This window comes from Viridibacillus arvi, from assembly GCF_001274945.1.
Taxonomy (GTDB): Bacteria; Bacillota; Bacilli; order Bacillales_A; family Planococcaceae; genus Viridibacillus; species Viridibacillus arvi.
Map to the genome: position 1 here is coordinate 1,874,691 of NZ_LILB01000001.1, position 24,665 is coordinate 1,899,355.

Below are 24,665 nucleotides of genomic sequence, written 5' to 3' on the forward strand. Positions count from 1 at the left end.
TCTACTTCTGTTTCAGCAATAGCTTGGACTTCCTCTACTTCTGTTTCAGCAATAGCTTGGACTTCTTCTACTTCTGTTTCAGCAATAGCTTGAGCTTCCTCTTCCTCTGTTTCAACATTAGATTGGGCTGCATTTATTTCTGTTTCAGTAATAACTTGAGCTTCTTCTACTTTTGTTTCTACAATAGTACTTTCTTCTGTAGCAGTAATGTGTTGTGACTCTATTACTTCTATAGTAGCCTGTTTCGTTACTTCTAAATGATTTTCAGTCTGTTTTAGTTCATTGGATTCATTGCCCTCTAGCTGGTCATGAATAGAACGTACAGGTGGCTTTTGAAAACCATAAACGGGTGAAGGTACATTTGTAGGTTTGAACTTTTGTTTTTTTACATTCTCTGGCTTTGTGGTAGTTACAGTTTCGGTTTCACTCTCAACTGATCTACGACCTAGTGAAGAACTTGGTCGTTCCCTATAAGGTGCAGTAGTATCATAATTTGGCTTTGGATTAAACGGATTAATACGCTCTTGTTTTGATGGTGCCTCGTTATAACGATTCTTCGTTGTTGGTCTCCGCTGCTCTCGTGTTTCGAAACGAGCTGGCTCCTGATATTGCTGTACCTGATTATCAAATGGTGACCTTCTATTTTGCGATGTTGTTTGATTTTGAGCAGTTGGTTGAAAACGATCTTGTTTTTGCCTTTGTCGTTGTTCTTGCCATTGATCTGGTTGAACGGATTGTGGCTTTGGTTTAACCTTTTTATTCGATTGTAGTGGAGCTTGCTTGCTTGGAGTTTCCTTCTGTATCATTTGCGAGCGCTCTGAATCAGATATAACCGGGAAACGGAAAGCATCTCTTTTACGTAAAAATGCGGGAATAGAATCTTCTTGTTGTACTGTTTCAAATTCTTGTTCTATATATTCTTCATATGTATCTTGTATTTCAATTCTGTCATTATTAATCTTTTTTTCATTATCATATTCTTCTATTTCGTCACCCATAATACGAGCAACTACATTTTTAAACCATTTCATAAGAATCACTCTTTTCCAAATCGTTGCATTCATTTTATCAGTAATAACGCCAAGTATGCAATGAGAAGCGAAAGAATGTACTAGAAAATTACCATTTTTCTCAAATTCATTTCGTATATTAATATAATTATTTCTTTTTTGTTACAAAATAAAAAATCGACATACCTATATTACGATATGTCGATCTAACAATATTTTATTTAAGCTTGAAAAGGTGTACCTTCAACTGCATCATCTTCAAGTACTAAAATACCTTTTACTTGAGGAGCGTTTGGTATTGCTAATTCGCGAGCTGAACAAATCATTCCAGATGAAGGAACGCCACGTAGCTCAGCATCTTTGATTAACATACCTGAAGGCATAACTGCTCCCACTTTAGCAACAACTACTTTTTGACCTGCTTCAACGTTTGGAGCACCACATACGATTTGTAATATTTCATCTCCAACATTTACTTTACAAATATTTAATTTATCTGCATTAGGGTGTTTTTCTTTTTCTTCAACAAGACCAACTACAAATTTCGGAGTTAGGTCAACATCTAAGTTTAATGTTGCGCCATTTTTAGCGATAGTTGCATCAATTGCTGCTACTAGCTCTTCCGTAATTTCAACGTTGCCTTGTTGTTCAATTTGCATATACTTACTTGCATTAAAAAGGTTAAACCCTTTTACTTCGCCAGTAGATTCTTCTTTTAAAAGAACTAAATCTCCGTGCTTTTCTAAAACTGTTTTTACGATTGCTTCTGTCGATAATTGAACGAGTAAAACGTCTCCAACATAAGCTTTGTTGTATGATACGATCATTTTTTCTCTTGCTCCTTTTTCACTCTGTTTTTAGCTAATATAAAGATTGGCTCTAAATCGCCATCTTCATATATAAATGACAGTGATGTAATTGGTACAGTACCTACAGTAAAGAAATGCATAGTCATTTGTGCTAATACATCATATCCTGCTTCATTACGAATATCACCTATGATTAGCACGTCTTGATGCGGTACTGACACAGTCATATCCCCTTCAATCTTACCACGCATTTCCTTTAAAAAGGCATCATTTAAAATACGACTTGCATCATAACCATCATTTTCATTTAAAAAATAGAAAACATTTTCGGCTACTACGTCTTTTTTTACTTTCGTATTCAGCTTTCTTATTTGAAAGCGTGCAGCTTCTGTTATTTGCTCTGCTGATACATTTAGCTTGTCCAACATATCAACATCGATTAGACGATACGTATTGCCAAGATCAAGAGCATAGTAAATACGTGTTTCTGCTGTGTGATCAGTTGTTACGAAAGCATGACCATCTTTTGATTTTTTCGGAAAAGATGTGGAGCGAATGATTGGGAAAATATTATCTAGATTCTTAAATCCTTCTGCATGCTCTTTTTCCATTGCTGAAAATGTCTCTTGAATTGTATAAATCACTTCATCAATTGCAAGTTCTTTTTTCGTTTCATATTTAGAAAGGATACCTGGTAAAGATATGTCCATCCCTTTACCTAGCTCTTTATGATCTAATCTTACTTTGTTGTGTTTTTCATCAAATTGCCATTCAAAGTGAGTATCACTCAATCGTTCTTGTAGCTTTTTGACTAGCTCTTTAGATTTCAACTGCTTCAACTCCCTTTATTTTCACATAAACAAACGGTTCACTTTTTTGTGAACCGTATCACATAGCTTTAATTTCACTATCTCTAATGACTTATAATGATTCTAAAAACTCTTCAATTTCAATTTGTGTTTTACGATCTTTACTTACAAACCGACCACTTTCTTCACCATTTTCGAATGCGACGAAGCTAGGTATACCAAATATATTTAAGTCTCCACATAAATCGATAAAATCATCACGATTAACTGATACAAATTGAATATCTTCGAATTTTTCTTCTATTTCTGGCATAAACGGATCGATAAAATGACAATCTGGACACCAGCCTGCTGTAAATAGAAAGACTGTTTTTCCTTGTGATTTTAAGTCTGAAAATTGTTCAATAGTTTGTAAACTTTGCATGTTCTTAACCTCACTTTTTAGTAATCTTCACTGATCGAACAATTTGCATCATTTGTTCTATTAGTTCATCGATATTTTCACCCTTTGTAATGGTCGTCAATTTAACACCACCACTACTTACAATGATCTCATATTGTTTGTCTTCTTTCTTTATAACACTTGCAAATCCAAATCGGTTCTTCTTTTTAAATGTTTGTTCTTTTACTATATTAGCTTTTTTATCGGCTTTCAAAGCTTTATAAAATCTTTCACTATCATTACTTTCATTAGGATTAATAAATAGAACAAATGCATTTTCATCTTTAGATAATAAAATATTGGTATCATCTGATGAAGTTTCTTTTGTAAAACCTGAAGGTAGATAGAAATTAATTTTATTGGCTTGCTCTGTACTTTTCTCAGGTTTGGCGTTAAATACACTTTTGGCATTCTGCATTCCCTGATCCATCTGTTCTTCAATAGTTTGTCCGCAACCTGCTAGACTTGCTAGTACAGAAATGATTAGTAACAATACAATGGTATATCGTGACATGCCATCCTCCATCCTTGCTTGAACTCCATTCTATTTTAAAGATGTTATAGAGTCCATGCAACTTTAGTGCTCTCCCCACTAAACTGCTAATAAAGAGGGAAAAGTCATGCTTTTTGGAAGAAGTATTGCCCAATTAACAATTTTATAACATGTTCAAACATTTCTTTTCGATCAATTAAATCATGAGTGAAAATACCAATTGCTCCAGAATGTTGTCGAATATCATTTTGTTGAGTATATTCATCCATTACAGGACCTAGCTCTCTGCCACTTTTCACATCTTCTGCAACTGTTTCTGGCAATGGAATTTGAGCCCCTGCAGCTGTAATGACTTGTCCATCTTTTAATACAAGAGCTCCCCAATTGCAAACATACATAACCCCATCAATTTCTTTTACTCCACCTTCTAATCCAAATGAAAAATCTGCATTAGATACATTACGCGTATTTTTTGCACGATTAATTGCACCTTCTCTTGTTTCAGCATCTGTCATCGGTTGTGCGGATACGCCCGATGCAACTTCAACATGTTCGAATACTAATTCTTCATTTACAAATTGTTTTACAACTGCTTCAACAGCACCTGTCTTAGCTTTATTTTTTGTTCCTATTGCTATTAGCATTTTCATACTCCTTCAATTAATCATTTATGTACAGAAAAAGAGGGCCCTTGTCGGAACCCCCTTAATAGTATAACAAATTAGCCATTTGCACGGATTGTTTCTAACGTAGTACTGTCTGCATTTTTGACAAGCTTCACGATTAATTCCTTCGCTGCATCTAAATCATCCGTATGAATGATTGAAGCATGTGTATGAATATAGCGTGAGCAAATACCGATAACAGAACTTGGTACACCATCATTAGAAATATGTACATTTCCTGCATCTGTGCCACCTGGTGAGACGAAGTATTGATATGGAATATTATTAGATTCAGCTGTATCTAGAATGTATTCACGCATTCCTCTATGAGTAATCATTGTGCGGTCTAAAATACGAAGTAACGGACCTTTACCTAGTTGACCGAATTGTGTTTTATCACCTGAAGTATCATTAGCTGGGCTGGCATCTAAAGCAAAGAAAAGATCAGGTTTAATCAAATTAGCTGATACTTTAGCTCCGCGTAGTCCAACCTCTTCCATTACATTCGCACCTGAATATAATGTGTTCGGTAGTTTTTCGTCTTTCAGTTCTTTTAATAGTTCAATTGCCAGTCCACAGCCATAACGATTATCCCACGCTTTTGCCATAATTTTTTTCGGGTTTGCCATCGGTGTAAATGGACATACTGGAATAATTGATTGCCCTGGAATAATGCCCATCTGTTCTGCATCTGCTTTATCGTCTGCACCTACATCGATTAACATATTGCTAATTTCCATTGGTTTTGACTGCAATTCTGGTGTTAATAAATGTTTTGGAACAGAAGCAATCACACCTGGTATTGCACCATTTTTTGCATATACTTCAACACGTTGCGCAAGCATTACTTGATTCCACCATCCACCTAGAGGTTGGAAACGAAGCATACCATTTTCAGTAATTGAAGTTACCATTAAAGCAACTTCATCCATATGACCTGCAACTAGAATACGTGGACCATTTTCGTCACCTTTTTTTAATCCGAAAATGCCACCTAAATTATCCTGCACAATCTCATCAGCATACTTAGATAACTCTTGTCGCATAAAAGCGCGCACGGCACGTTCATCACCCGGTGCCCCCGGTAATTCAGTTAATGTTTTAAACATATCTAAAGTTTCTTGATTCAATTGAAAAGCCTCCTTTAATGAGCCACTATATCTTTTATTTTATCCAAAAACTGCTTTTAATACTAGCACTTTATTTCGGCAACCGAAATGTGGAAGGCGCTCATTCAACTAACAGCGTGGCCAGCATGTATAAAACATCCCTCATTTTGAAATAGTATCCCCAAAAGTGCCACCCTCACATTTTCACTCCATATAATGGATGTGGTACACTAGCTTCATATGAAATTTAGGGAGGCAATGATCTATGAAATTACGTGATTTCCTACTTGGCGTTGCAACAGGACTTGCTGCAGCTTATGTAATTAAAGAAGCTAGCGAAAAAATTTATCCAAATAAACCAGCTAACTCAGTATTGACTGACATTAAAAACTTATTTAAACAAGAAGGTCCTATCGATGGATCATGGATTTTCATGGAACCAGAAGTATTCAAAAAAGAAAACATCGAAATTCCTGTGTATAAAGGCGGTATTTCTCGCGTTCATAATGGGGAAACGCAAAGCTTTGAATTCGCTGCAGATGCGAAAACAGGCTCGATTATTGACTTAGTACGTGTTTAAACCTTACGTTCTTCTAAAACTCCTCGTTATAGAGGAGTTTTTTTCATTCTTAAACCTGTAACTTCTCACTTCCGTAGTTAACCACTCTCCTATTCACATAAAAAAGGTATCTCATGAGCCGACCTTCCAGCTCAGAGATACCTACTATAATGAAAAGAAAAAGAATTATCCTTTAAGGACAGTCTCTTCTTTCATCTCTTCTCTTGTACGTTTCAATTCTCCGATTACTTCTTTACCTGTCTCATTCCACTTAATGAGTCGATAGTATGCATCATGATAGAAGCTAAACCAATAGCCTTTTTCTAATGCTTCCTTCATTAACTTTTCTTTCGCGAAAACTGATGTCATTGGATAATCATCGTAAGCAAGTACCCATAGTGGATTTTGGTGAGCATGTGTTGGCATAATGTCCGCCATATGTAGAATTGTCTCACCATTTTGCGTTAGCTTGATAATACTATGCCCATTACTATGTCCACCTGTGTGGACCATTTCAATTCCTGGTAATACGTCTAATTTATCAGTGAAAGGTGCTACTAAATGTTGCACCGGCTCCCAATTCTCTTTCCAATACGTATTAGCTGAACGAATATTTGGCTCGCGCATTTCATCCCATTCAACTTGTGATACAAAAATTTTAGCATTCGGGAAAGTTGGTACCAGCTTGTCCTGTTCCCATTTTGTTAGACCACAAGCATGGTCAAAATGTAAATGTGTCATAAGTATATAATCTATGTCTTCAGATAGTAATCCCATTTCGACTAAGCCATCATCGATAAATGATTGCTCTGTCACACCGAAATTTCGCAACTGCTTTTCAGTAAACTTGTTGTTGCCAACACCTGTATCGACTAACATATTCTTACCTTGATACTGAATAAGAATTGGATCTGTCGGTAGTTCAATTTGGTTATTTTCATTGACTGGATACTTGCGTGACCAAAGTGGCTTTGGCACTACCCCAAACATTGCTCCACCATCTAAAAAAGTGGTTCCCCCTTTGAGCCATGTTAATGTCATATCATGAAATTTAAATTGATCCATTTCCTTTTCCCCCTTGTTAAAAATTAAGGTGCAAGCATTTCTATTTTTATACAAAAATGAATATTCCCTCATATAAATTGTAACATGTACAAAAAAGTTGTTCTATTTTTTTCTATCCTTTTCCATTTTCACAAACAAAAAAATGCAGTAGCTTTATAAAAGCTCCTGCATTTTCAAAATCATTATTTTTCTTCTGGTAATTGGAATTGTGCTTCCACGCGATAAATAGGTTGACCTTTTGCAGAGAATTTCTCTTCGTATTCAGTCATAATATTATCTTCAGGCATTTCTTTGTGTAAGTCTAAAGAAACATAAACAAGTTTCATACCATATTGTGACATACTCACTAAAGAGTATTCAAATAGGCCTCGGTTATCTGTTTTGAAGTGGACTTCACCGAAATCAGGTAAGATATTCTCATAAATACTTAAGAAACCAGCGTGTGTTAATCTTCTTTTTGCATGACGTGTTTTTGGCCATGGATCAGAGAAGTTTAAGTATAAACGGTCAACATCGTTTTTCTCAAAAAACTTTTCTAAATCCGAACCGTTTACTTTTAATAATCGTAAATTTGATGGCTGACCAGCAGCTTGTACTTTTTCAACCGCCTTTACGATAACACTGTCAAAAAGCTCAATACCGATATAGTTAATCTCTGGATTAGCAAGCGCCATACCAGTGATAAATTGTCCTTTACCCGTTCCTACTTCAATATGCAATGGATTGTCGTTTTTAAATACTTCATTCCATTTACCTCTTTGTTCTTCAGGATTTGGAACGACGATGTCTGGGTGACTAGCGATAAATTCTTCAGCCCATGGTTTATGTCGAAGTCTCAATTGTTTTCCTCATTTCTGTTATTTCTACTGTTCAACTACTCATTATTAAAGAAAGCTTTCCATTCGTCAAGAAGACTTTCTTGCCAATTGCCAAGCTTTATTGATTACGCCAAAGTGAATCGACTCATATTCTTTAGTCTTACCAGCAAATTCCCCATCTGTATGAGCCTTAACCTCGTTATGAATTTCCACTTTGAATTCCTTAGCAGAATACTGCTGAACTGCTTTTAAACGAGTATGTTTACCAAAAAAGACAGTACTAAACAGAAACAATAGTTTTAAACGAGAGATTGCATAAACAATGGTCAATTCGATATGGTGATCATTTGGGATAGAGTATGGCGAGACTTTCATTCCACCACCAAAGTATGGCTGATTACTTGCTACAACAAGCCATACTTTTTCAAAAACTTTCTCTTGCCCATTATGTACAACTTTAGCCGAAAATGTTTTAAAATTTAGTAATGCCTTAAGTAAAAAATAAATATATGTCAGTTTCCCCAAACGAAGAATATTAAAGTATTGTTTAAGCTTCGATTCATTCGCCTCCTTGGCTATATATGCGTCGATGCCAATTCCTGCGTTATTAACAAAATAATATGTATCGCCATTTCTTTGCATAGTACCGATATCCATTAATTGACCAACACTATGTTGCTTAACATACGCTTCTATTTCTGCTGCTGTTTTAAATGTTTCATATCCTCTTCCAAAATCATTTCCTGAACCCGCTCCAATTGCGCCAATACATACTTCTTTATTCTCTAGAATGCCTTGTACAACTTCATGAACTGTTCCATCTCCACCAATCGCGATCAATAGATACTTTTCTGATTGCACTATCGCTGAATTAGCATATCGTTTTGCAATTTTGGTTGCATGACCTGGGTAAGCTGTAAACTCTATTTGATACGGGATTTGCAAGGACTTTTCTAGATAGCTCCATTTCCTCATAGCAGCTCCATTTCCCGCTTTTTCATTAATAATAAAGACAACTTTCACTGATCCATATCCTTTTCCTCAATCTTTGTATCCCAATTCGTACGATGAAATGATGTTGTTTGCACGGTATTTAATATCGACTGTGCAGCTTTAAACTGCATATGCTTCATAGGAGATGGGTTCTTTTTTAAATGTGAAAACCATTCTGGGAATTTGCGTTTATCGATAAACTGAACACCATATGCAGAACCTGGATAGTCGATATAGCCATTACGTGATAAGACGATCTTATGGATTGGTATATCAATTTGGTCATTTGTAAACAATTGTTTCAATATAGATTCCATACGATTTAAACTAATTAATGGACTTAACACTTTTTTGTCTGATGTACCTACTTTTTTCAACCAAAAGCGATCTCCACTACCGATAAATGAAGCTCGTTCTTCCTCTTCAAGAACTTGAATACATAGACAACTTGTTGGTGTTAATAAAATAACCCCCATCTCAATAGGTGCTTTTTTCAATTGTAGAATAGGATAGTAGAACAACAAATAACTATCTGGAAGGTTTTGAGTCAATGTTCGTAATAACGAATCACGTTGATACCTTGGTTCAACATATGATTTTTCTCTTAAAGTTGAACTAGCCCATTTTAATTGAAAGTGAAATAGCTGATCAACATACATTCGTTTTAATTCTTCAGCCGTTTGTGGTCGATAAAGTATATTTGGTTCAAAATCCAAAGTCATTATTTCCTCAGGCATGTCTTCCTCATCTGTTACGCTATGACTTAGACTAGATTCATCTAGTAATTCGTCATTTTGCTCAAGCTCATCTTGCTCAAAAGCTTCATCTTTCTTTTTAAGAGAGAAAGAGAATACCTTTTTAAAAAACGGATTACGTTGCTTTTTTTCTAATTCTTCAGACTCATGCTCCCATTGCTCTATTTCAGCTCCAGTTTCCCATTCCTTTTTCATACGTTCCCATTGAATCTGTTTTAATCGTACAAATTGCGATGGATAGCGTTTTAAATTAATTTGATAGCGTGAAATATAATCTTGTAGCTTAACTAATTGTGCCATTTTATAAGCGTCCCTTCTAAAATAAATTCGTTCAAAAGTAGGGTTATTTCTACTGCTTTATCTACCCATTCTACATGACGTAATGAAAAAAAAATAGAGAAGGCGTTGATTTCGCCCCCTCTATCTCTATATTTTGTAAAATTATAAGGACCCTAACTGCTGTACACGTGCATCAAAAGCAGCTTGTAATTTTCTAGTCCATTCACCTGGTTTTCCATTACCTATAATGTTGTCATCAATTTGAATAATAGGCGTAATTTCAGAACTTGTTGAAGACATAAAGAATTCATCCATGTCTATTGCTTGGCCTGTTGTGAATGCTTCTTCTATAAAAGGTAAACCAATTTCTTCACAAAGAGACATTATAACTCTTCTTGTAATCCCATTTAGGATTAAATTGTTAGTTGGATGTGTATAAAGTACACCATCTTTTATACCATACATATTTGAAGAAGAACCTTCAGTTACAATTTCACCACGATGTTGGATTGCTTCATAGCAACCTGCTTGTTGTGCAGCTTCTTTTGCTAACACATTCCCAAGTAAGTTTAAACTTTTAATATCACAACGTAACCAACGAATATCTTCTACAAATTTAGCTTTTACACCCTTTTCATACTTCTCAATTGAACGCTCACCTTTCATTGTATAAGCGATGAAGACTGGTTCAGGCGTAGGCGTTGGGAATGCATGAGCACGAGGTGAAGAACCACGAGTAATTTGAAAATAGACATAGCCATTAACAATTTCGTTGGCTTCAATCAAATCATAGACCATTTTATGAAGTACATCTTTTGTATACGGAATTACTATATTAATTTTTTCAGCACTTTCATAAAAACGGTCAATATGCTCAGTTACTGTGAACATTGAGCCATTATAAATTTTTATCACTTCATAGACGCCATCACCAAATTGATAGCCACGGTCTTCTATAGAAAGTTTGATTTCTTCCTCTTTTACCAAACGATCATTCCAAAGCATTGTTGTCATTCAAGCATCTCCTCAAGTTGTTTCTACACTAATTTTACTCTTAGTTATCTGCATCATTTTTATCACAATCACAAAAAAAGCGCAATGAGTAAATATACTTCATTGCACTTTTAGGGATGAAATTTAATTAGAGGTATTATTTTTTTAGATATACTTTTTCTGGTTTTAAGTAATTTTTAAACTCTTCATTAGATATTCGGATAAAATCTTCTTTCATGTTCTGTCCATTGTTCATAGCTAATGCTTTTTTATTCGCTTCACTTAAATCATTGAAAATAGTTTCATATTCTTCCCCTGGTCCATTATTCTGCCAAACAATAAATTGCATCGCACGGCTTACGTTAGTAAACACGTTATTTTGGAAAGTAGGATTCACCGCACCACTTGCTAAAATACCACGTAAATTACCTTCATTTACATTTGTAATTGTATTATTTTCAATAACTGAGTTTGACCAATTCATCACACGAATTGCATCTGAACGTGTATTGGAAATTTCATTGTTTCGAATAATAATGCGATCATGGTATTTTCCGCCTGAATACTTATGTGTGCCCACTGCTCGGTCAAGTAGATTAAATTTATTGTTTTCTATAACTACATTGAAATTTGGTTGTGCGTCAAATTTACTCCAAATTTGGCTCCAACCGCTTGTTTTTGCATCTGGTGTATCAATGTTGATGGCTTCTTTATTATAGCCCATATAGTTTCTAGAGCCGTCAAATGTACAGTTTTTCACAACTACGTTTTTTGAAGCATCCATCTCAATAAAATGTCCTGAGTACATATTTAAAAATGTAATATTATCTACAACTATATTTTGGTTATGTCCCATAATAATGGAGATAGCAGAAAGATCATAATCCATATCAATCGTTACTTCTCCACGGCCGATTAAGGAAATATTTTTTTCCCCTTTAAATTTTCCAAATGCATCATCTTCTTTTGCTTTAGAAGGTCTCACAAATTGGAATATTGACTTGGCTGGTTTCATGCTAGAACCCGTATCTGTTCCCTTTATTATTCTAACACCATCTTCAAATTCAATCGTTACATTAGATGGTACATAAAGTGCATTTGTAACTGTATATGTACCTTCATTCAAAATCAGTGTTCCGCCACCCGTACTTTCTAGTTTTTCTAGATATGAACGTAACATATAATATTGCATCGTTTCACTAGTAAATGTGGAATAGGTCATATAATTTTCATTGATGGGATCTGATAAAGGAGTAACTGTGTATACAGGCTTATCCTCTGCATTTGCTGATTCTGTAGATATGTATAATAGTAGACTGAAAAATAGAAATGTTGCTCCAAATAAAATACTTATTCTCTTAACATTAAGCATTGATCTAAAATCTCCTTTATGTTGAGTATAATATTTAATAAACCCCCATCCAAATATTAGAAAGGGGGTTAATATTTAGTGTACTATACTTTTCCATTTCAAAAAAGGTAAATCTTACTTAGTTGCAAGTTCGACAATGGCATCTGCATAAATAGCAGCGGCCTTCACTAAGTTTTCAACTACCACAAACTCATCTGCCTGGTGCGCGATATCAGGCTCACCTGGGAATAGCATACCAAAAGCTACACCTGTTTTTAATTCACGTGCGTAAGTACCACCACCAATTGATAATAACTCGGCTTTTTCCCCAGTATTACGCTCATAAACTTTAACTAGTTTCTGGATTAACTCTTCTTTTTCATCTACATAATGAGGAGCTGAGTTTTCTGCTATATCTAATGCAAAGCCATTTTTGGCAAGCTGTTGTTGAGCTGCAGTTATTTTTTCATCATATGGATATGTGACAGAATAGCGCAAACTTACTTGCACTTCTCCACCTTTCCCTGATTCGAATGATACTACCCCTGCGTTAAGTGTAGTATCTCCAGACATATCATCATGAAAATTAAGTCCTAGAGCATGACCACGTGTTTCTTCACCAAATGCAGTTACTAAAAACTGTACAAATTCTTTTGAACCTGTAGTGGTTAATTGTGTATTCAAGAATGCTGCTAATTTTACCGCTGCATTCACACCAGCATTTGGCTCCATTGCGTGAGCAGATTTCCCCTTAATAGAAACAATAAACACTTCAGATACCTTTTCAATCGCTCCTTGTAAGCTCTCTTGTTGCAAATATGTTTGAAATGCTGCTTCAAAATCAGCAGATACATTTTGAATTTCAGCTGTTGCATTATCAGGTACCATATTCGTACGATGACCTGCTTTGAAAGAAATTAATTGTTCGTTTTCAGCTATTTTTTGCTGTTGGCTAAATACTAATACAGCTATTCCTTTTTCAGCATTAATAATTGGAAAATCAGCATCTGGGGCAAATCCTAAAGTAGGCATTTCTTCTTTTTCAAAATATCGAGTTACACAACGGAATCCAGTTTCTTCATCAGAGCCGATAATTAATCGTACCCGACGATCTAGTTGAATCCCTGCATCCTTCACCATTTTCATAGCGAGCCAAGCAGCCATTGTTGGACCTTTGTCATCAATTGACCCTCGTCCAAATAATTTGCCGTCCTCTACAACACCACCAAACGGAGGATGTTGCCAATCACTCCCTGCAGGTACTACATCAACATGACAAAGGATTCCGACTAGTTCTTCACCTTGTCCCATTTCAATATGCCCTGCCATATTATCGATATTCTTTGTCGTCAACCCTTGCTCTTCACCTTTTTGTAATAGCCATTTCATCGCTTTTAATGGACCTTCACCAAAAGGTGTTTCTGATGTGATTGTTGTTTCATCTAAAACACTTTCTATTTGTACTAATTCCTGCAATTCTTTAATCAATTCATCTTGTCTTTCTTGAGCTTGTTTTAACCAATTCAAATTTGTTCCTCCTTACACTTTTTCATAAATCCATTTTACACGGTTACTTACTTTGAAGATAGAAATAACATAGACTTAGGTAAAACACGAACATTTTACCATTTTAACCATAAAATAATTCGTAAATGACCATAAACATACTGTTGCAACTTTGTAAATTCAAACAAAATGTTGGAAAAGTATAAGATTTTTCGTTATAATCGAATTGTCAGACAATCATATTCTGACGATCAACTAAGAGAAGGGGATGTCTAAGGCAAAAGAAAAAAAGGCCTGAAATGCCTCGCATATATTATCGTCCGCTAGTCTTTGCCATGAGAAATAAGATGAAGGAGTGGTTCAACTTTGAAACCAACTACTGATCGGATGCTCAATCGTATTAAAGATGTGTATATGTACATTCTTAGCAATGGGACTGTAACTACACAAGATTTAGTCGATGAATTCGGCATTACTCCTCGCACCATTCAAAGAGATTTGAATGTGTTAGCCTTTAATGACTTGGTGGAAAGCCCAAGTCGAGGTAACTGGACAACGACGCGTAAAAAAGTGAAAATGACATCATAGAACCATTCGACGAGTTAGATCTCACGCTTTTCGTTGAACAAGACGTTAACATTTGCCTTTATTAAGATTTATCATGCTGATTGCAAAAACGTCTTTTCAAAACTACTTTTAATTTTATTACATGTAAAAAAAGAATGACCATGCTGCGTCGCTTGGTCATTCTTTTTGTTTTAGGATTTTAAGCTATTTAATTCTTCCTCAGTTAACTCGCGGTATTCACCAAGTTCTAATTGCTCATCTAATTGTAATGACCCCATTGATAAACGTTTTAAATAAGTCACCTTTTTCCCAACTGATTCAAACATACGCTTCACCTGATGGAATTTCCCTTCTGAAATCGTTAATTCAATTTCAGATGTAGGACCAGCATTTAAAATAACTAGTTCACCAGGCTTTGTCATATAGCCATCTTCTAACATTACCCCTCTAGAAAATGCTTCAATATCAGCTTCTGTTACTTCACCATCGATTTTAGCATAATACACTTTCGGTACATGCTTTTTCGGGGACAATAAGTTATGTGTCAATCCTCCGTCATTTGTGATCAACAGTAAACCTTCTGTATCTTTATCTAAACGTCCTACAGGGAACGGCTCAAAATGTGCATGAAAAGGGTCTAGTAAATCGATAACCGTCTGATCATGCAAATCTTCTGTTGCTGAAATAACACCCGGTGGCTTGTGCATCATTAAATAAATGAATTCTTGATAATGCACACGCTCTCCAAGTACTGACACATTTTGTTTTACAGGGTCTACATGTTTTGATACATCTTTTGCTACTTCGCCATCAACAGTTACTGCTTTCATTTTCAGTAACTGTTTAACTTCTTTACGCGAACCGTAGCCCATATTTGATAGTAATTTATCTAAGCGCATTTTTTCCTCCTACATGCCAAGCTTGCGTGAAATTCTTGTAATTCGTTCTCCTAATAATTTTTGGGCTAAGCCAACTCTCAGAGAACAATATCCGTATACAACGACTCCTACAGTTGCACAAATCGTTAAGTATAGTAGTGCTTGCCATTTTGTTTCTGCCACACCCATTAACAATAATAGTTTATGGACGATGATAACAGTAGCAGCCATTATGGCCGTTAAAATAGTTATTAAGATTGAACGTCTAATAACAACAAATGATTTGTAATTTAACGCTTTTTTCAGGACGACCATATTGATGGCGATTGATACTGTATAGCCAATCGCAGTCGCAATGATTGCACCTTTTGCTTGGAATGCTTCAATTAGTGGTATATTGACGATAAGTTTTACTAAAATCCCTGTTAATAAACTGAAGACAATCCACTTTTGATAATCGATTCCTTGTAATAAGGCTGCTGTCACTTGGAAAAAGGCAAATAAAATCGCTACTGGTGCATATGCTGCTAAAATACTTGCTCCCATTGCATCATTTGAATATAACAAATGATAAATATCTTTAGACAGTATCGAGATTCCAACTACAGCTGGTAAAGTGACAAATAATAAAATTTGATACGTTTTATCCATCGCTTGAATAAGCTGTGTATGCTCTCTGTTTGTAAAATATTTTGTAATTGTTGGTACTAAAGCCATCGAAAAACCTGTTGCAAGCATGACTGGAATAATAACAATTTTATGCGTTGTAAAATTCAACATACTTAAATATAAATCCGTTACACTCGATAAACCTATATTGCCCATCGCTGTATTAAATGTTAGCATATCAACTAACTGGAATAGAGGATTTGCTACCCCAACAAATACAAATGGAATGGAATAACGAATGACTTCGGAATAAATTTCTTTATACGATAACTTACCAGAAGAAACACTTTGAGAAAGCTTCAAATCAAACTCCGGTTTTAATCGTTTCCAATAATAATAGAGAACAAATAATCCCCCAAGTGCTCCGATAAATGCTGAGAACACCGCAAATGACACAGCAGTCTCTGCTAAACCTCCAAATACTTTCACTATTAAAAATGAACCTATTAATAGCGCAATAATACGTGCAATTTGCTCAATCAATTGGGAAATAGCAGTTGGTTTCATATGGTCATAACCTTGGAAAAAACCACGAACTAAACTCATAAATGGTACGACAATAAGCGCGAAACTAACCCAGCGAATAACTGATGCTATTTGAGCAACAGAAAAAACTTGCTCTTCATCTTTAATAACTAAATGAGCAATCGGCGTTGCTAATAAATAAAGGACTAAAAAGGATAAAAAACCAGTGATTGTCATGATGAGTAATCCAGACTTCACAAGTTTTCGCCCTGACTCATAATCACCTATACTATTGTATTTCGATACAAATTTTGAAACTGCAATTGGTGCGCCTGAAATCGCCACCGACAGCATTATTGTATATGGAATGTAGGCATACGAATATAACGCAACATTTTCTTGCCCTATGATGGCGTAAAACGGGAATACGTAAACGAGGCCAAGTACTTTCGATAAAAACATGCCAATGGTCAAAATGGCAGTGCTTTTCATTAATGATGACATACAACCCTTCCATTCTTCGTAAATCTAATGAACCTAAATGATAGTTTACAACTCAAAGAACAATTACTCAAATAGTTTATTTAAATCATGTATAATAAATAAAAAAAGAAAGTGAGTTCACATATATGTATGACGTCATAATAATCGGTGGGGGTCCCTCGGGCCTAATGGCTGCAATCGCTGCTGGAACTGAAAGAAAGAAAGTATTACTGCTTGAAAAAGGAACAAAATTAGGTAAGAAATTGGCTATCTCAGGAGGCGGTCGCTGTAATGTCACAAATCGTCTACCTGTTGAAGAAATCGTCAAACATATTCCAGGAAATGGTCGATTCTTATATAGTCCGTTTACTGTTTATAACAATGAAGATATCATTGCCTTTTTTGAAGGCTTAGGCGTCGCTCTAAAAGAAGAAGATCATGGACGTATGTTCCCTGTCTCCAATCGTGCACAAGACGTTGTAGACTCTATGATTAATGAATTACACCGCTTAAAAGTAGATGTTCGATTAAGTACAACCGTTAGTAAATTATTAATGGATGATGACAAAATTCTAGGTGTGCGTTTATCAAATGGCGAAGAAATACGTTCAAATGCCGTCGTAGTTGCAGTTGGTGGTAAAGCTGTACCACAAACAGGTTCTACAGGAGATGGCTATCCCTGGGCTGAGAAGGCCGGCCATACTGTAACAGATCTCTATCCAACTGAAGTACCCCTATTATCTAACGAAAACTTCATCCGCCTTCGCGAACTACAAGGATTAGCATTACGTGATGTAGCTGTTTCTGTCCTAAACAAAAAAGGTAAACCACTAGTAACACATCAAATGGACATGCTATTTACCCACTTTGGTTTAAGTGGACCTGCCATTTTACGCTGTAGCCAATTCGTTGTAAAAGAAATGAAGAAAAACGGTGGTAACCCAGTAACTATTCGCATTCAATCATTAATGGATTACAACGAAGAATCTGCATTCCAAATGCTCTTTAAACTAGCAAAAGATGAGCCGAAAAAAGCATTAAAAAACGTGTGGAAAGGTATTGTACTTGAGCGATGGCTATTATTTCTTCTAGAGCGTGCTGGCCTTGACGCACAATCGATTGGTGCTGACCTTGCTGCAGAGAAAACACGTTTATTTGCAAAAGAGTTGGTCGCATTTGAAATGACTGTGAATGGTACACAACCATTAGAAAAAGCTTTCGTAACTGGTGGCGGAGTTTCAGTAAAAGAGATTGAGCCTAAAACAATGGCTTCTAAAAAGAAACTCGGTCTTTATTTCTGTGGTGAAATTTTAGATGTCCACGGTTATACAGGTGGTTATAATATTACTTCTGCACTTGTAACTGGGCGAATTGCTGGTATGAGTGCTGCTCAATTTATGAACTAGCTCCAATTTTTAATTCTTTCATTTCATTATTAAAGCCATTATTTCGAGTGAAATCGAAATAATGGCTTTTTATGTTATTTATAAAGATTTTTTATGAATTGCTTATATTATAGATAAAAATAAGTATCGACTTTATAAACCTAAATTTTTGGCAATGATTACTTTCATGATTTCGTTTGTTCCTGCGTATATAGACGCGACAGGTATATCTCGATATCTTCTAGCAATCTTATATTCTTCCATATAGCCATATCCGCCATGTAATTGCATACACTCACTGGAGATTTGCCTTGTAGATTCTGTCAGCCAATATTTCGCCATTGACACTTTTGTAACAATATCTTTTCCAGCTATATGATCTTCGATTAGAGACTCAAGGAATGTTTTTCCAAGTTCAATTTTTGTCGCAATCTCCGCAATTTTAAATTGAGTATTTTGGAAAGATGATATTGATTTTCCAAAAGCTTTGCGTGATTTTATATACTCCAACGTTGTCTCCAACATATCTTCTGCAGCTATTTGAGTTGAAATAGCAACTACTAACCTTTCTTGCTGCAGTTTTTCCATTAGATAACTAAAACCTCGCCCTTCTTCACCTAATAAATTACTTACAGGGACTCTACAATCTTCAAAATATAATTCAGCTGTGTCTTGTGCATGCAGACCGACTTTATCTAATTTGCGCCCTTTAGTAAAACCAGGTATACCATCTTCAACAACGATTAAGCTAACACCTCTATGCTTTGGTTCCGCTTGCGGATTTGTTTTAACAGCTACGACAAATAGATTGCCGTTAATGCCATTTGTTATAAACGTCTTTTGACCGTTCAACACATAGTAATCACCTTCTCGAGTAGCTGTCGTTTGAATATTTGCTAAGTCTGATCCAGTTCCTGGCTCTGTCATTGCAATCGCTGTAATAGTATCGCCCGTCACACAATTCGGCAACCACCGTTTCTTCTGTTCCTGTGAAGCAAATGACTCAATATACGGAACAACAATATCATTATGTAGGCCAACTCCTACTAAACTAGTTCCTACACGTTCTAACTCTTCTGAAATAATAACATTAAAAGTAAAATCTAAACCAAGACCACCATATTTCTCTTCTACTTGGGGACATAGGAAGCCCATCTCAGCAAGACTCTTCCAAAAGGCAATTGGAATTATTCGATTTTTTTCCCACGTATCATAAAAAGGTGTAGCTTCTTTTTGTAGAAACTTACGCAGCGATTCCCTGAACATCTCATGTTCTTCTGTTTCAAATCTATATCTCGTCATACGTATTCCTCCTTACTCTATACGTTCAATAATAGTCGCATTTGCCATACCCATTCCTTCACAAATGGAAAGTAAACCGTAGCGGCCACCAGTACGTTCTAATCGATTCATCAAAGTCACTAAAAGCTTAGTTCCAGTAGCTCCTAACGGATGACCAAGTGCAATTGCCCCACCATCAGGATTTAACTTTTCAGGGTTGGCACCTACCTCTTTCAGCCAAACTAATGGAACTTGTGCAAATGCTTCATTGACTTCATATGTGTCTATTTCATCTATAGTAAGACCTGCTTTTAAAAGCACTTTCTTAGTTGCCTCAATTGGTCCTGTTAACATTAGTGTTGGATCTGATCCTGTAACACTTCTAGCAACGATACGGACTTTCGGTTTCAAACCAAGCGCATCTGCTTTTTCACGTGACATTAGAAGAACAGCAGAAGCTCCATCACTCATCTGACTTGCATTACCTGCAGTGATCGTTCCATTTTCATCAAAAACTGTCTTCAACTCACCTAAAACTTCCACAGTAGACCCTTCACGAGGTCCTTCATCAATTGTGAAGCTCATTGTATCCCCATTTTTTAATTGAACATCTACAGGAACAATTTCTTTTGTAAAATGCCCATTTTCGATTGCCTCAAATGCTTTTGTATGGCTTTCTGATGAATATTGATCAAGCTCCTCACGTGTTAAATTCCACTTTTCAACCATTCGTTCCGAGGACAATCCTTGATTAATAATCTCGTATTTTGCAGTTAATTTTTCACTTGGTTTTGCTTCTCTAATGTTCGAAAACATAGGTTCTCTTGTCATACTTTCTACTCCTCCAGCAATGACGATATCCATGTCCCCTGAAGCAATAGCTTGTGAGGCAAAATGGACTGCCTGTTGACTAGATCCACATTGTCTATCAATCGTGACACCCGGCACATGAATTGGGAACCCCGCAATTAGTGCTGCTGTTCGCGCAATATTACCAGCTTGTTCTCCTGATTGTGTTACACATCCTAAAATAACATCATCGACTTCAGCCTTATTTACACCTGTACGTTTTACAAGTTCATCAAGTACAACTGCCGCTAGCTCGTCTGATCTATAGCCAGAAAGCATTCCTTTTCTTCTCCCTACTGCTGTTCGTACTCCTTCTACAATTACCACTTCTGTCATTTTAATCCCACCCATTCAATTAATTAATATCCAAGAAACTCAGCTTTTCGCTTCTCTACAAAAGCTGCTCTTCCTTCTGTGAAATCTCTAGTTTGAAATACAATAGATTGGCCATACGCTTCCATTTCTAGAACACTTTCCAAGGATGCGTGTGTAGCTTGGTGCATAATTCTTTTAGCAATACCAAATGACTTTGTCGGTCCTTTTGCCAATGAAACTGCAAGTGCTCTACCTTTTTTCACAGCTGTTCCATCTGGAACAACTTCGTTAATCAAGCCACAATCCAGCGCTTCATGGGCCGTTACTTTTTTGCCAGTGAACACTAATTCCGCGGCTTTATGCATGCCAATCTTTTGTGGAAGGAAATATAATCCCCCCATATCAGGGATTGCTCCTACTTTTGCGAAAATCTCTGAAAATATGGCACTTTCATCCGCAACGATCAAATCACAGCAAAAAGCAATATTGCACCCTGCTCCAACTGCCGGGCCATGAATCGCTGCAACAACAGGCTTTTCCATATTATAAATACCCGTAATTGCCTCATGCCCTTTTTGCAAAAACTCTTTAACTGCAACTGTATCAGTGGTGTCGATTCCGAAATCTTTCAAATCACCGCCCGAACAGAAACCCCTTCCGTTTCCATATAGTAAGACTGCTCGTATATTCTGATCATTTTTTGCCTCCGTTACCGCTGCGGCTAAATCAGATACTAATTCATAATTTACTGCATTTAACTGATCTGGCCGATTTAACTCAATTTCATAAACGCCATCTTTAAATCTAGTAATAACTGTAGACACCAAATTCCCCTCCTTTAACGAGGTCTAATGCTATGACAAATTGTTCATACTGAGTCATGTTGTAGTTTTTTGATTTAAATATTCTTCACGTATCACGCGCTTCAATATTTTACCTGCTCCGCTTTTTGGCAGCTCCGATAGAAATTCAATCGATTTTGGTACTTTATAATTTGAAACTATTGGACGGATGGAAGTAAGAATCTCCTCTTCTGACGCAGCAGTATCCTGTTTTAATACAACAGCAGCTCTGACAACTTCTCCCCACTGCTCGTGCGGAACACCAAATACCGCGCATTCTAATACAGCCGGATGGCTTGATAGTGCTTGCTCGACTTCCACTGAATACACATTTTCTCCACCCGTAATAATCATGTCTTTTGCTCGGTCAACTACATAGAAAAATCCTTTTTCTTCTTTATATCCCATGTCTCCAGTAAAAAACCAACCATTCCGAAGAGCTTGCGACGTTTCCTCAGGCAAATTCCAATAGCCCTTCATGACATTGGGACCCCTTGCGATAAATTCGCCCACTTGACCAATTGGTACCTCATTACCTTCCTCATCCACTACCTTCATTTCGATGAACTGAACAGGTTTCCCACATGAAGCAAGACGCTTTTCCTCTTCCTTCGTCCCATTAATAATATGATCTTTCGGCTTCAAGAGAGTCAGAACCGGAGATGCCTCGGTCATGCCATATGCCTGAAACAACTGCGCGTCAGGCAACATTGTCATGGTTTTTTTTAGTAGTCCCGTAGCCATAGGTGAAGCACCGTATAACATTAACCTAAGTGAAGTCGTGTCATATTTCTCGAAATCTGCTGAATGAAGTAGCATATTAACCATCGTGGGCACTAACATAACAGCTGTCACCTGTTCTTTTTCGATGACATGCAATACATCTTTCGGTGTAAACTGGCGCACCACTGTGTGTGCTCCTCCAGCTAACGTTACCGCAAAAGTAGATGCTTGGTCCGCAAGATGGAACATAGGTGCAGCATGCAGATAAATATCACTTTCCATATATTCAAAATTCAAAGCAACATGAAGTGCATTTGTCAGCAAATTTTTATGTGTTAACATGACGCCTTTGGAGCGCCCAGTTGTCCCTCCTGTATAGAACAAACCAGCTACATCCTCTTCCTGTACGTCTTCGTAGACAAGCTCTTCTACGGACTCCTCATCAAGCAAGGCCTCATACGAATGTATATCTGAGTACTCATTTAGCTCCGGAGCATCTCGATTTTCAGACAAAATTACATGTTTGATACCAGATACTCGCTTTTTCAACTCGTCAACGATAGGTAAAAATTCTTTGTTGACGTATAAAATCTCTACCCCTGCATCATTTAGCACATAGGCGTTCTCTTCTAAACTAAAGCGCGTATTCAGTGGCACAACGATTCCGCCCATTGCTGTTATACCGTATATCAATTCAAGATAGCGAAAATCGTTCAGCAGGAGTAAGGCGATACGCTCTCCTTTTTTCACTCCCAATTTTTTTAGCGATTCTTTCAGTTTCGCAGTCCGCCCCTCTAATTCCTTATAACTATATCGATGATGCCCGTCGACAACTGCCAGTTTCTCTGGACAATTTCTAACCGTACTAAGTAGACTTTTTGTTAGAATCATTATCTTTCACCTCGGTATAAGTTTTTTAACGTCTAATTGTTGAAAAAAAGAGTCCCTACAAATCCGCTCCGGCTGCCACTTGATATGCGCCTATACTCAATTTATATAGTTATTTATTCATTAATTACTTTTAACTGTCTCTCGCAGTTGAAACTTCATCAATTTCCCAGAAGTATTGCGGGGCAATTCGTTTTCAAATAGCACTTTTCTTGGAATTTTATAGCCCGATAAATTCTTTCTACAATAAGCTTCCAACTCTACAAGATCTATCGTCTCTCCATTTTTTTGTACAATAACCGCCGTCACGACTTCTCCCCACTGCGGATCGGGTGTTCCAATGATTGCGATATCTGCAATTTGTGGGTGTGCGCTTAACACGTTCTCAACCTCAACAGAGTAGACATTTTCTCCACCTGAAATAATCATGTCTTTACTTCTATCAACTATAGAAATGTATCCTTCGTCATCTTTTACTCCTAAATCTCCGGTGTATAACCAACCATCTCTTAAAGTACTTGCCGTTTCCTTAGGCTTTTTATAATATTCTTTCATAATCGTACTACCTTTAAGAATAAGTTCTCCAACTTCACCTGCCTTTGTTTCAAGCCCATTAGGTGCAACGACTTTCACTTCCGTTAACAACAAGCCGTCCTTACCAGCTGATCCAACTTTTGTCTTATGTTCCTCCGGAGATAAGAAAACACCTGTAGGACCTCCTTCTGTTAATCCACATAAGCTGTAAAAATTATGCGTTTTGAAAAATTTGATACATTGATTGACTTGTTCAGCAGACATAGGTGCTGCACCATAAGAAAAACGGTTAATAGATGAAACATCGTATTGATCTTTATCCGCATATTCAAGCATTAATTTATACATTGTTGGAACAGCGAAAAAGTTCGTGATTTTATATTTCTCAATGTCTCTAAATATAGCTGCAGGGTTAAATTCACGGTGTATCACGTTAAATCCACCTACGAAAAAACTACTTGTTAAACATATTACTAGCTGCGCCGCATGATATAACGGCGCAATATGAATAAATTTTTCCTGTGCGTTGTAACCAAACGTTCCTATCATCCCCACATTTACATTTGTCACACGTTGATGGTCAAATAGTGCACCCTTTGGATCCCCCGTAGTTCCTGAGGTATACAAAATATGAAGGTCGTCCGTACCATTAATTTCAATAGATGGCTCAGAAGTATCCTTAGATAAGATAGCTTCAATTGACAAATTTCCTTCAATGCTTGGCGTTTCAACAGTAATCACTTGGCGGATAGCAGGAATTCCATTTTTAGATGCTTGAATTAACTCTTCATAGTCTTGATCGCAAATGACAAGGACACTATCAGATTGATTCAAGATGTAATTCGCTTCTCTTTCAACTAACCGAAAATTCATCGGCACAATGACTGCACCTATTTTGGCGCATGCATAATAAGAAATAGCGAAGAAATCGGAGTTTTTCATCATAAGAGCCACTTTTTCTCCCTTGTTCACTCCCAAGTCAAGTAAACCGTTGGCAAATCGGTTCACAATTTCATTAAACTCGCCATACGTATATGAACGGTCTTCATAAACAACTGCCATTTTTTCCGGGTGTCTTACTGCATTTTGCGCTAAAATATTTACAATGTTCATCCATCCATTCCTCCATC

24 protein-coding genes are annotated in these 24,665 nt (G+C 36.6%); 3 read left to right on the forward strand and 21 right to left on the reverse strand.

All coding sequences use genetic code 11. The features are described from left to right. The 7 genes from AMD00_RS23965 to AMD00_RS08940 form a co-directional block, all read right to left on the reverse strand. On the reverse strand, positions 1-1,031 hold a 1,031-nt coding region (locus tag AMD00_RS23965; protein ID WP_245639464.1), incomplete at its 3' end, for a hypothetical protein. 200 nt (positions 1,032-1,231) lie between these two features. Further along, entirely contained in the window at positions 1,232-1,837 is a 606-nt protein-coding gene (gene ytpR, locus AMD00_RS08915; protein ID WP_053416654.1) for a YtpR family tRNA-binding protein, read from the reverse strand. Further along, positions 1,834-2,649: a DUF1444 domain-containing protein gene (locus AMD00_RS08920; protein ID WP_053416655.1), complete on the reverse strand. Its 816-nt coding sequence runs from the start codon at positions 2,647-2,649 to the stop codon at positions 1,834-1,836. Before AMD00_RS08920 ends, ytpR begins: the two co-directional genes overlap by 4 nt. 91 nt (positions 2,650-2,740) lie before the next feature. Then, on the reverse strand, positions 2,741-3,052 hold the full coding sequence (locus AMD00_RS08925; protein ID WP_038187920.1) for a thioredoxin family protein: 312 nt from the start codon (positions 3,050-3,052) through the stop codon (positions 2,741-2,743). A 10-nt stretch (positions 3,053-3,062) separates the two neighbouring features. Continuing rightward, positions 3,063-3,584, reverse strand: a complete 522-nt coding sequence (locus AMD00_RS08930; protein ID WP_053416656.1) for a hypothetical protein — start codon at positions 3,582-3,584, stop codon at positions 3,063-3,065. Positions 3,585-3,688: 104 nt separating this feature from the next. Further along, on the reverse strand, positions 3,689-4,207 hold the full coding sequence (locus tag AMD00_RS08935) for a DUF84 family protein (protein WP_211258625.1): 519 nt from the start codon (positions 4,205-4,207) through the stop codon (positions 3,689-3,691). Positions 4,208-4,284: 77 nt separating this feature from the next. Then, positions 4,285-5,358: a M42 family metallopeptidase gene (locus tag AMD00_RS08940; RefSeq protein ID WP_053416658.1), complete on the reverse strand. Its 1,074-nt coding sequence runs from the start codon at positions 5,356-5,358 to the stop codon at positions 4,285-4,287. Between the two features lie 244 nt (positions 5,359-5,602). Between AMD00_RS08940 and AMD00_RS08945 the strand changes: the two genes are divergently transcribed. Continuing rightward, the gene (locus tag AMD00_RS08945; protein ID WP_053416659.1) at positions 5,603-5,917 is read left to right on the forward strand and encodes a peptidase M4; all 315 of its coding nucleotides are present in this window, start codon (positions 5,603-5,605) and stop codon (positions 5,915-5,917) included. Between the two features lie 165 nt (positions 5,918-6,082). Here the strand turns inward: AMD00_RS08945 and AMD00_RS08950 are convergent, their stop codons facing one another. The 7 genes from AMD00_RS08950 to pepV form a co-directional block, all read right to left on the reverse strand. Further along, complete coding sequence (locus AMD00_RS08950) at positions 6,083-6,961, reverse strand: YtnP family quorum-quenching lactonase (RefSeq protein ID WP_053416660.1); 879 nt, start codon at positions 6,959-6,961, stop codon at positions 6,083-6,085. A 182-nt stretch (positions 6,962-7,143) separates the two neighbouring features. Beyond that, positions 7,144-7,800, reverse strand: a complete 657-nt coding sequence (gene trmB / locus AMD00_RS08955; protein ID WP_053416661.1) for a tRNA (guanosine(46)-N7)-methyltransferase TrmB — start codon at positions 7,798-7,800, stop codon at positions 7,144-7,146. A 66-nt stretch (positions 7,801-7,866) separates the two neighbouring features. Beyond that, on the reverse strand, positions 7,867-8,802 hold the full coding sequence (locus AMD00_RS08960; RefSeq protein WP_053416662.1) for a diacylglycerol/lipid kinase family protein: 936 nt from the start codon (positions 8,800-8,802) through the stop codon (positions 7,867-7,869). Next, positions 8,799-9,827 carry a nuclease-related domain-containing protein gene (locus tag AMD00_RS08965; RefSeq protein WP_053416663.1) on the reverse strand — a complete coding sequence of 343 codons (1,029 nt, stop codon included), beginning with the start codon at positions 9,825-9,827 and terminating at the stop codon, positions 8,799-8,801. The genes AMD00_RS08960 and AMD00_RS08965 overlap by 4 nt, the downstream gene beginning before the upstream one ends. A 141-nt stretch (positions 9,828-9,968) precedes the next feature. Continuing rightward, positions 9,969-10,820, reverse strand: coding sequence for a D-amino-acid transaminase (gene dat, locus AMD00_RS08970; RefSeq protein WP_053416664.1), 852 nt, complete (start codon positions 10,818-10,820; stop codon positions 9,969-9,971). Positions 10,821-10,956: 136 nt separating this feature from the next. Further along, on the reverse strand, positions 10,957-12,171 hold the full coding sequence (locus tag AMD00_RS08975) for a right-handed parallel beta-helix repeat-containing protein (protein WP_053416665.1): 1,215 nt from the start codon (positions 12,169-12,171) through the stop codon (positions 10,957-10,959). A 114-nt stretch (positions 12,172-12,285) separates the two neighbouring features. Continuing rightward, the gene (gene pepV, locus AMD00_RS08980) at positions 12,286-13,677 is read right to left on the reverse strand and encodes a dipeptidase PepV (protein ID WP_053416666.1); all 1,392 of its coding nucleotides are present in this window, start codon (positions 13,675-13,677) and stop codon (positions 12,286-12,288) included. Between the two features lie 345 nt (positions 13,678-14,022). Between pepV and AMD00_RS08985 the strand changes: the two genes are divergently transcribed. Beyond that, positions 14,023-14,244 (forward strand): DeoR family transcriptional regulator, encoded by a 222-nt coding sequence (locus tag AMD00_RS08985; protein WP_038187960.1) that lies wholly within the window; start codon positions 14,023-14,025, stop codon positions 14,242-14,244. A gap of 170 nt (positions 14,245-14,414) precedes the next feature. Here the strand turns inward: AMD00_RS08985 and AMD00_RS08990 are convergent, their stop codons facing one another. Both AMD00_RS08990 and AMD00_RS08995 read right to left on the reverse strand, forming a co-directional pair. Then, the gene (locus AMD00_RS08990; protein ID WP_053416667.1) at positions 14,415-15,122 is read right to left on the reverse strand and encodes a pseudouridine synthase; all 708 of its coding nucleotides are present in this window, start codon (positions 15,120-15,122) and stop codon (positions 14,415-14,417) included. Positions 15,123-15,131: 9 nt separating this feature from the next. Further along, entirely contained in the window at positions 15,132-16,739 is a 1,608-nt protein-coding gene (locus AMD00_RS08995) for a putative polysaccharide biosynthesis protein (RefSeq protein WP_053416668.1), read from the reverse strand. Positions 16,740-16,864: 125 nt separating this feature from the next. Here AMD00_RS08995 and AMD00_RS09000 point away from each other — a divergent pair, with 125 nt between their 5' ends. After that, a complete protein-coding gene (locus AMD00_RS09000) occupies positions 16,865-18,124 on the forward strand; it encodes a BaiN/RdsA family NAD(P)/FAD-dependent oxidoreductase (protein ID WP_053416669.1) in 1,260 nt (419 codons plus the stop codon). A 132-nt stretch (positions 18,125-18,256) separates the two neighbouring features. Here AMD00_RS09000 and AMD00_RS09005 read toward each other — a convergent pair whose 3' ends face one another. From AMD00_RS09005 to AMD00_RS09025, 5 genes are all read right to left on the reverse strand, one after another. Further along, positions 18,257-19,405, reverse strand: coding sequence for an acyl-CoA dehydrogenase family protein (locus AMD00_RS09005; protein WP_053416670.1), 1,149 nt, complete (start codon positions 19,403-19,405; stop codon positions 18,257-18,259). A 12-nt stretch (positions 19,406-19,417) separates the two neighbouring features. Further along, positions 19,418-20,569, reverse strand: coding sequence for a thiolase family protein (locus AMD00_RS09010; RefSeq protein WP_053416671.1), 1,152 nt, complete (start codon positions 20,567-20,569; stop codon positions 19,418-19,420). A gap of 23 nt (positions 20,570-20,592) precedes the next feature. Next, positions 20,593-21,372, reverse strand: coding sequence for an enoyl-CoA hydratase/isomerase family protein (locus AMD00_RS09015; RefSeq protein WP_053416672.1), 780 nt, complete (start codon positions 21,370-21,372; stop codon positions 20,593-20,595). A 54-nt stretch (positions 21,373-21,426) separates the two neighbouring features. Further along, positions 21,427-23,004: a long-chain-fatty-acid--CoA ligase gene (locus tag AMD00_RS09020; RefSeq protein WP_053416673.1), complete on the reverse strand. Its 1,578-nt coding sequence runs from the start codon at positions 23,002-23,004 to the stop codon at positions 21,427-21,429. Between the two features lie 120 nt (positions 23,005-23,124). Continuing rightward, positions 23,125-24,648, reverse strand: a complete 1,524-nt coding sequence (locus AMD00_RS09025) for a long-chain-fatty-acid--CoA ligase (protein WP_053416674.1) — start codon at positions 24,646-24,648, stop codon at positions 23,125-23,127. Positions 24,649-24,665 lie beyond the last annotated feature (17 nt).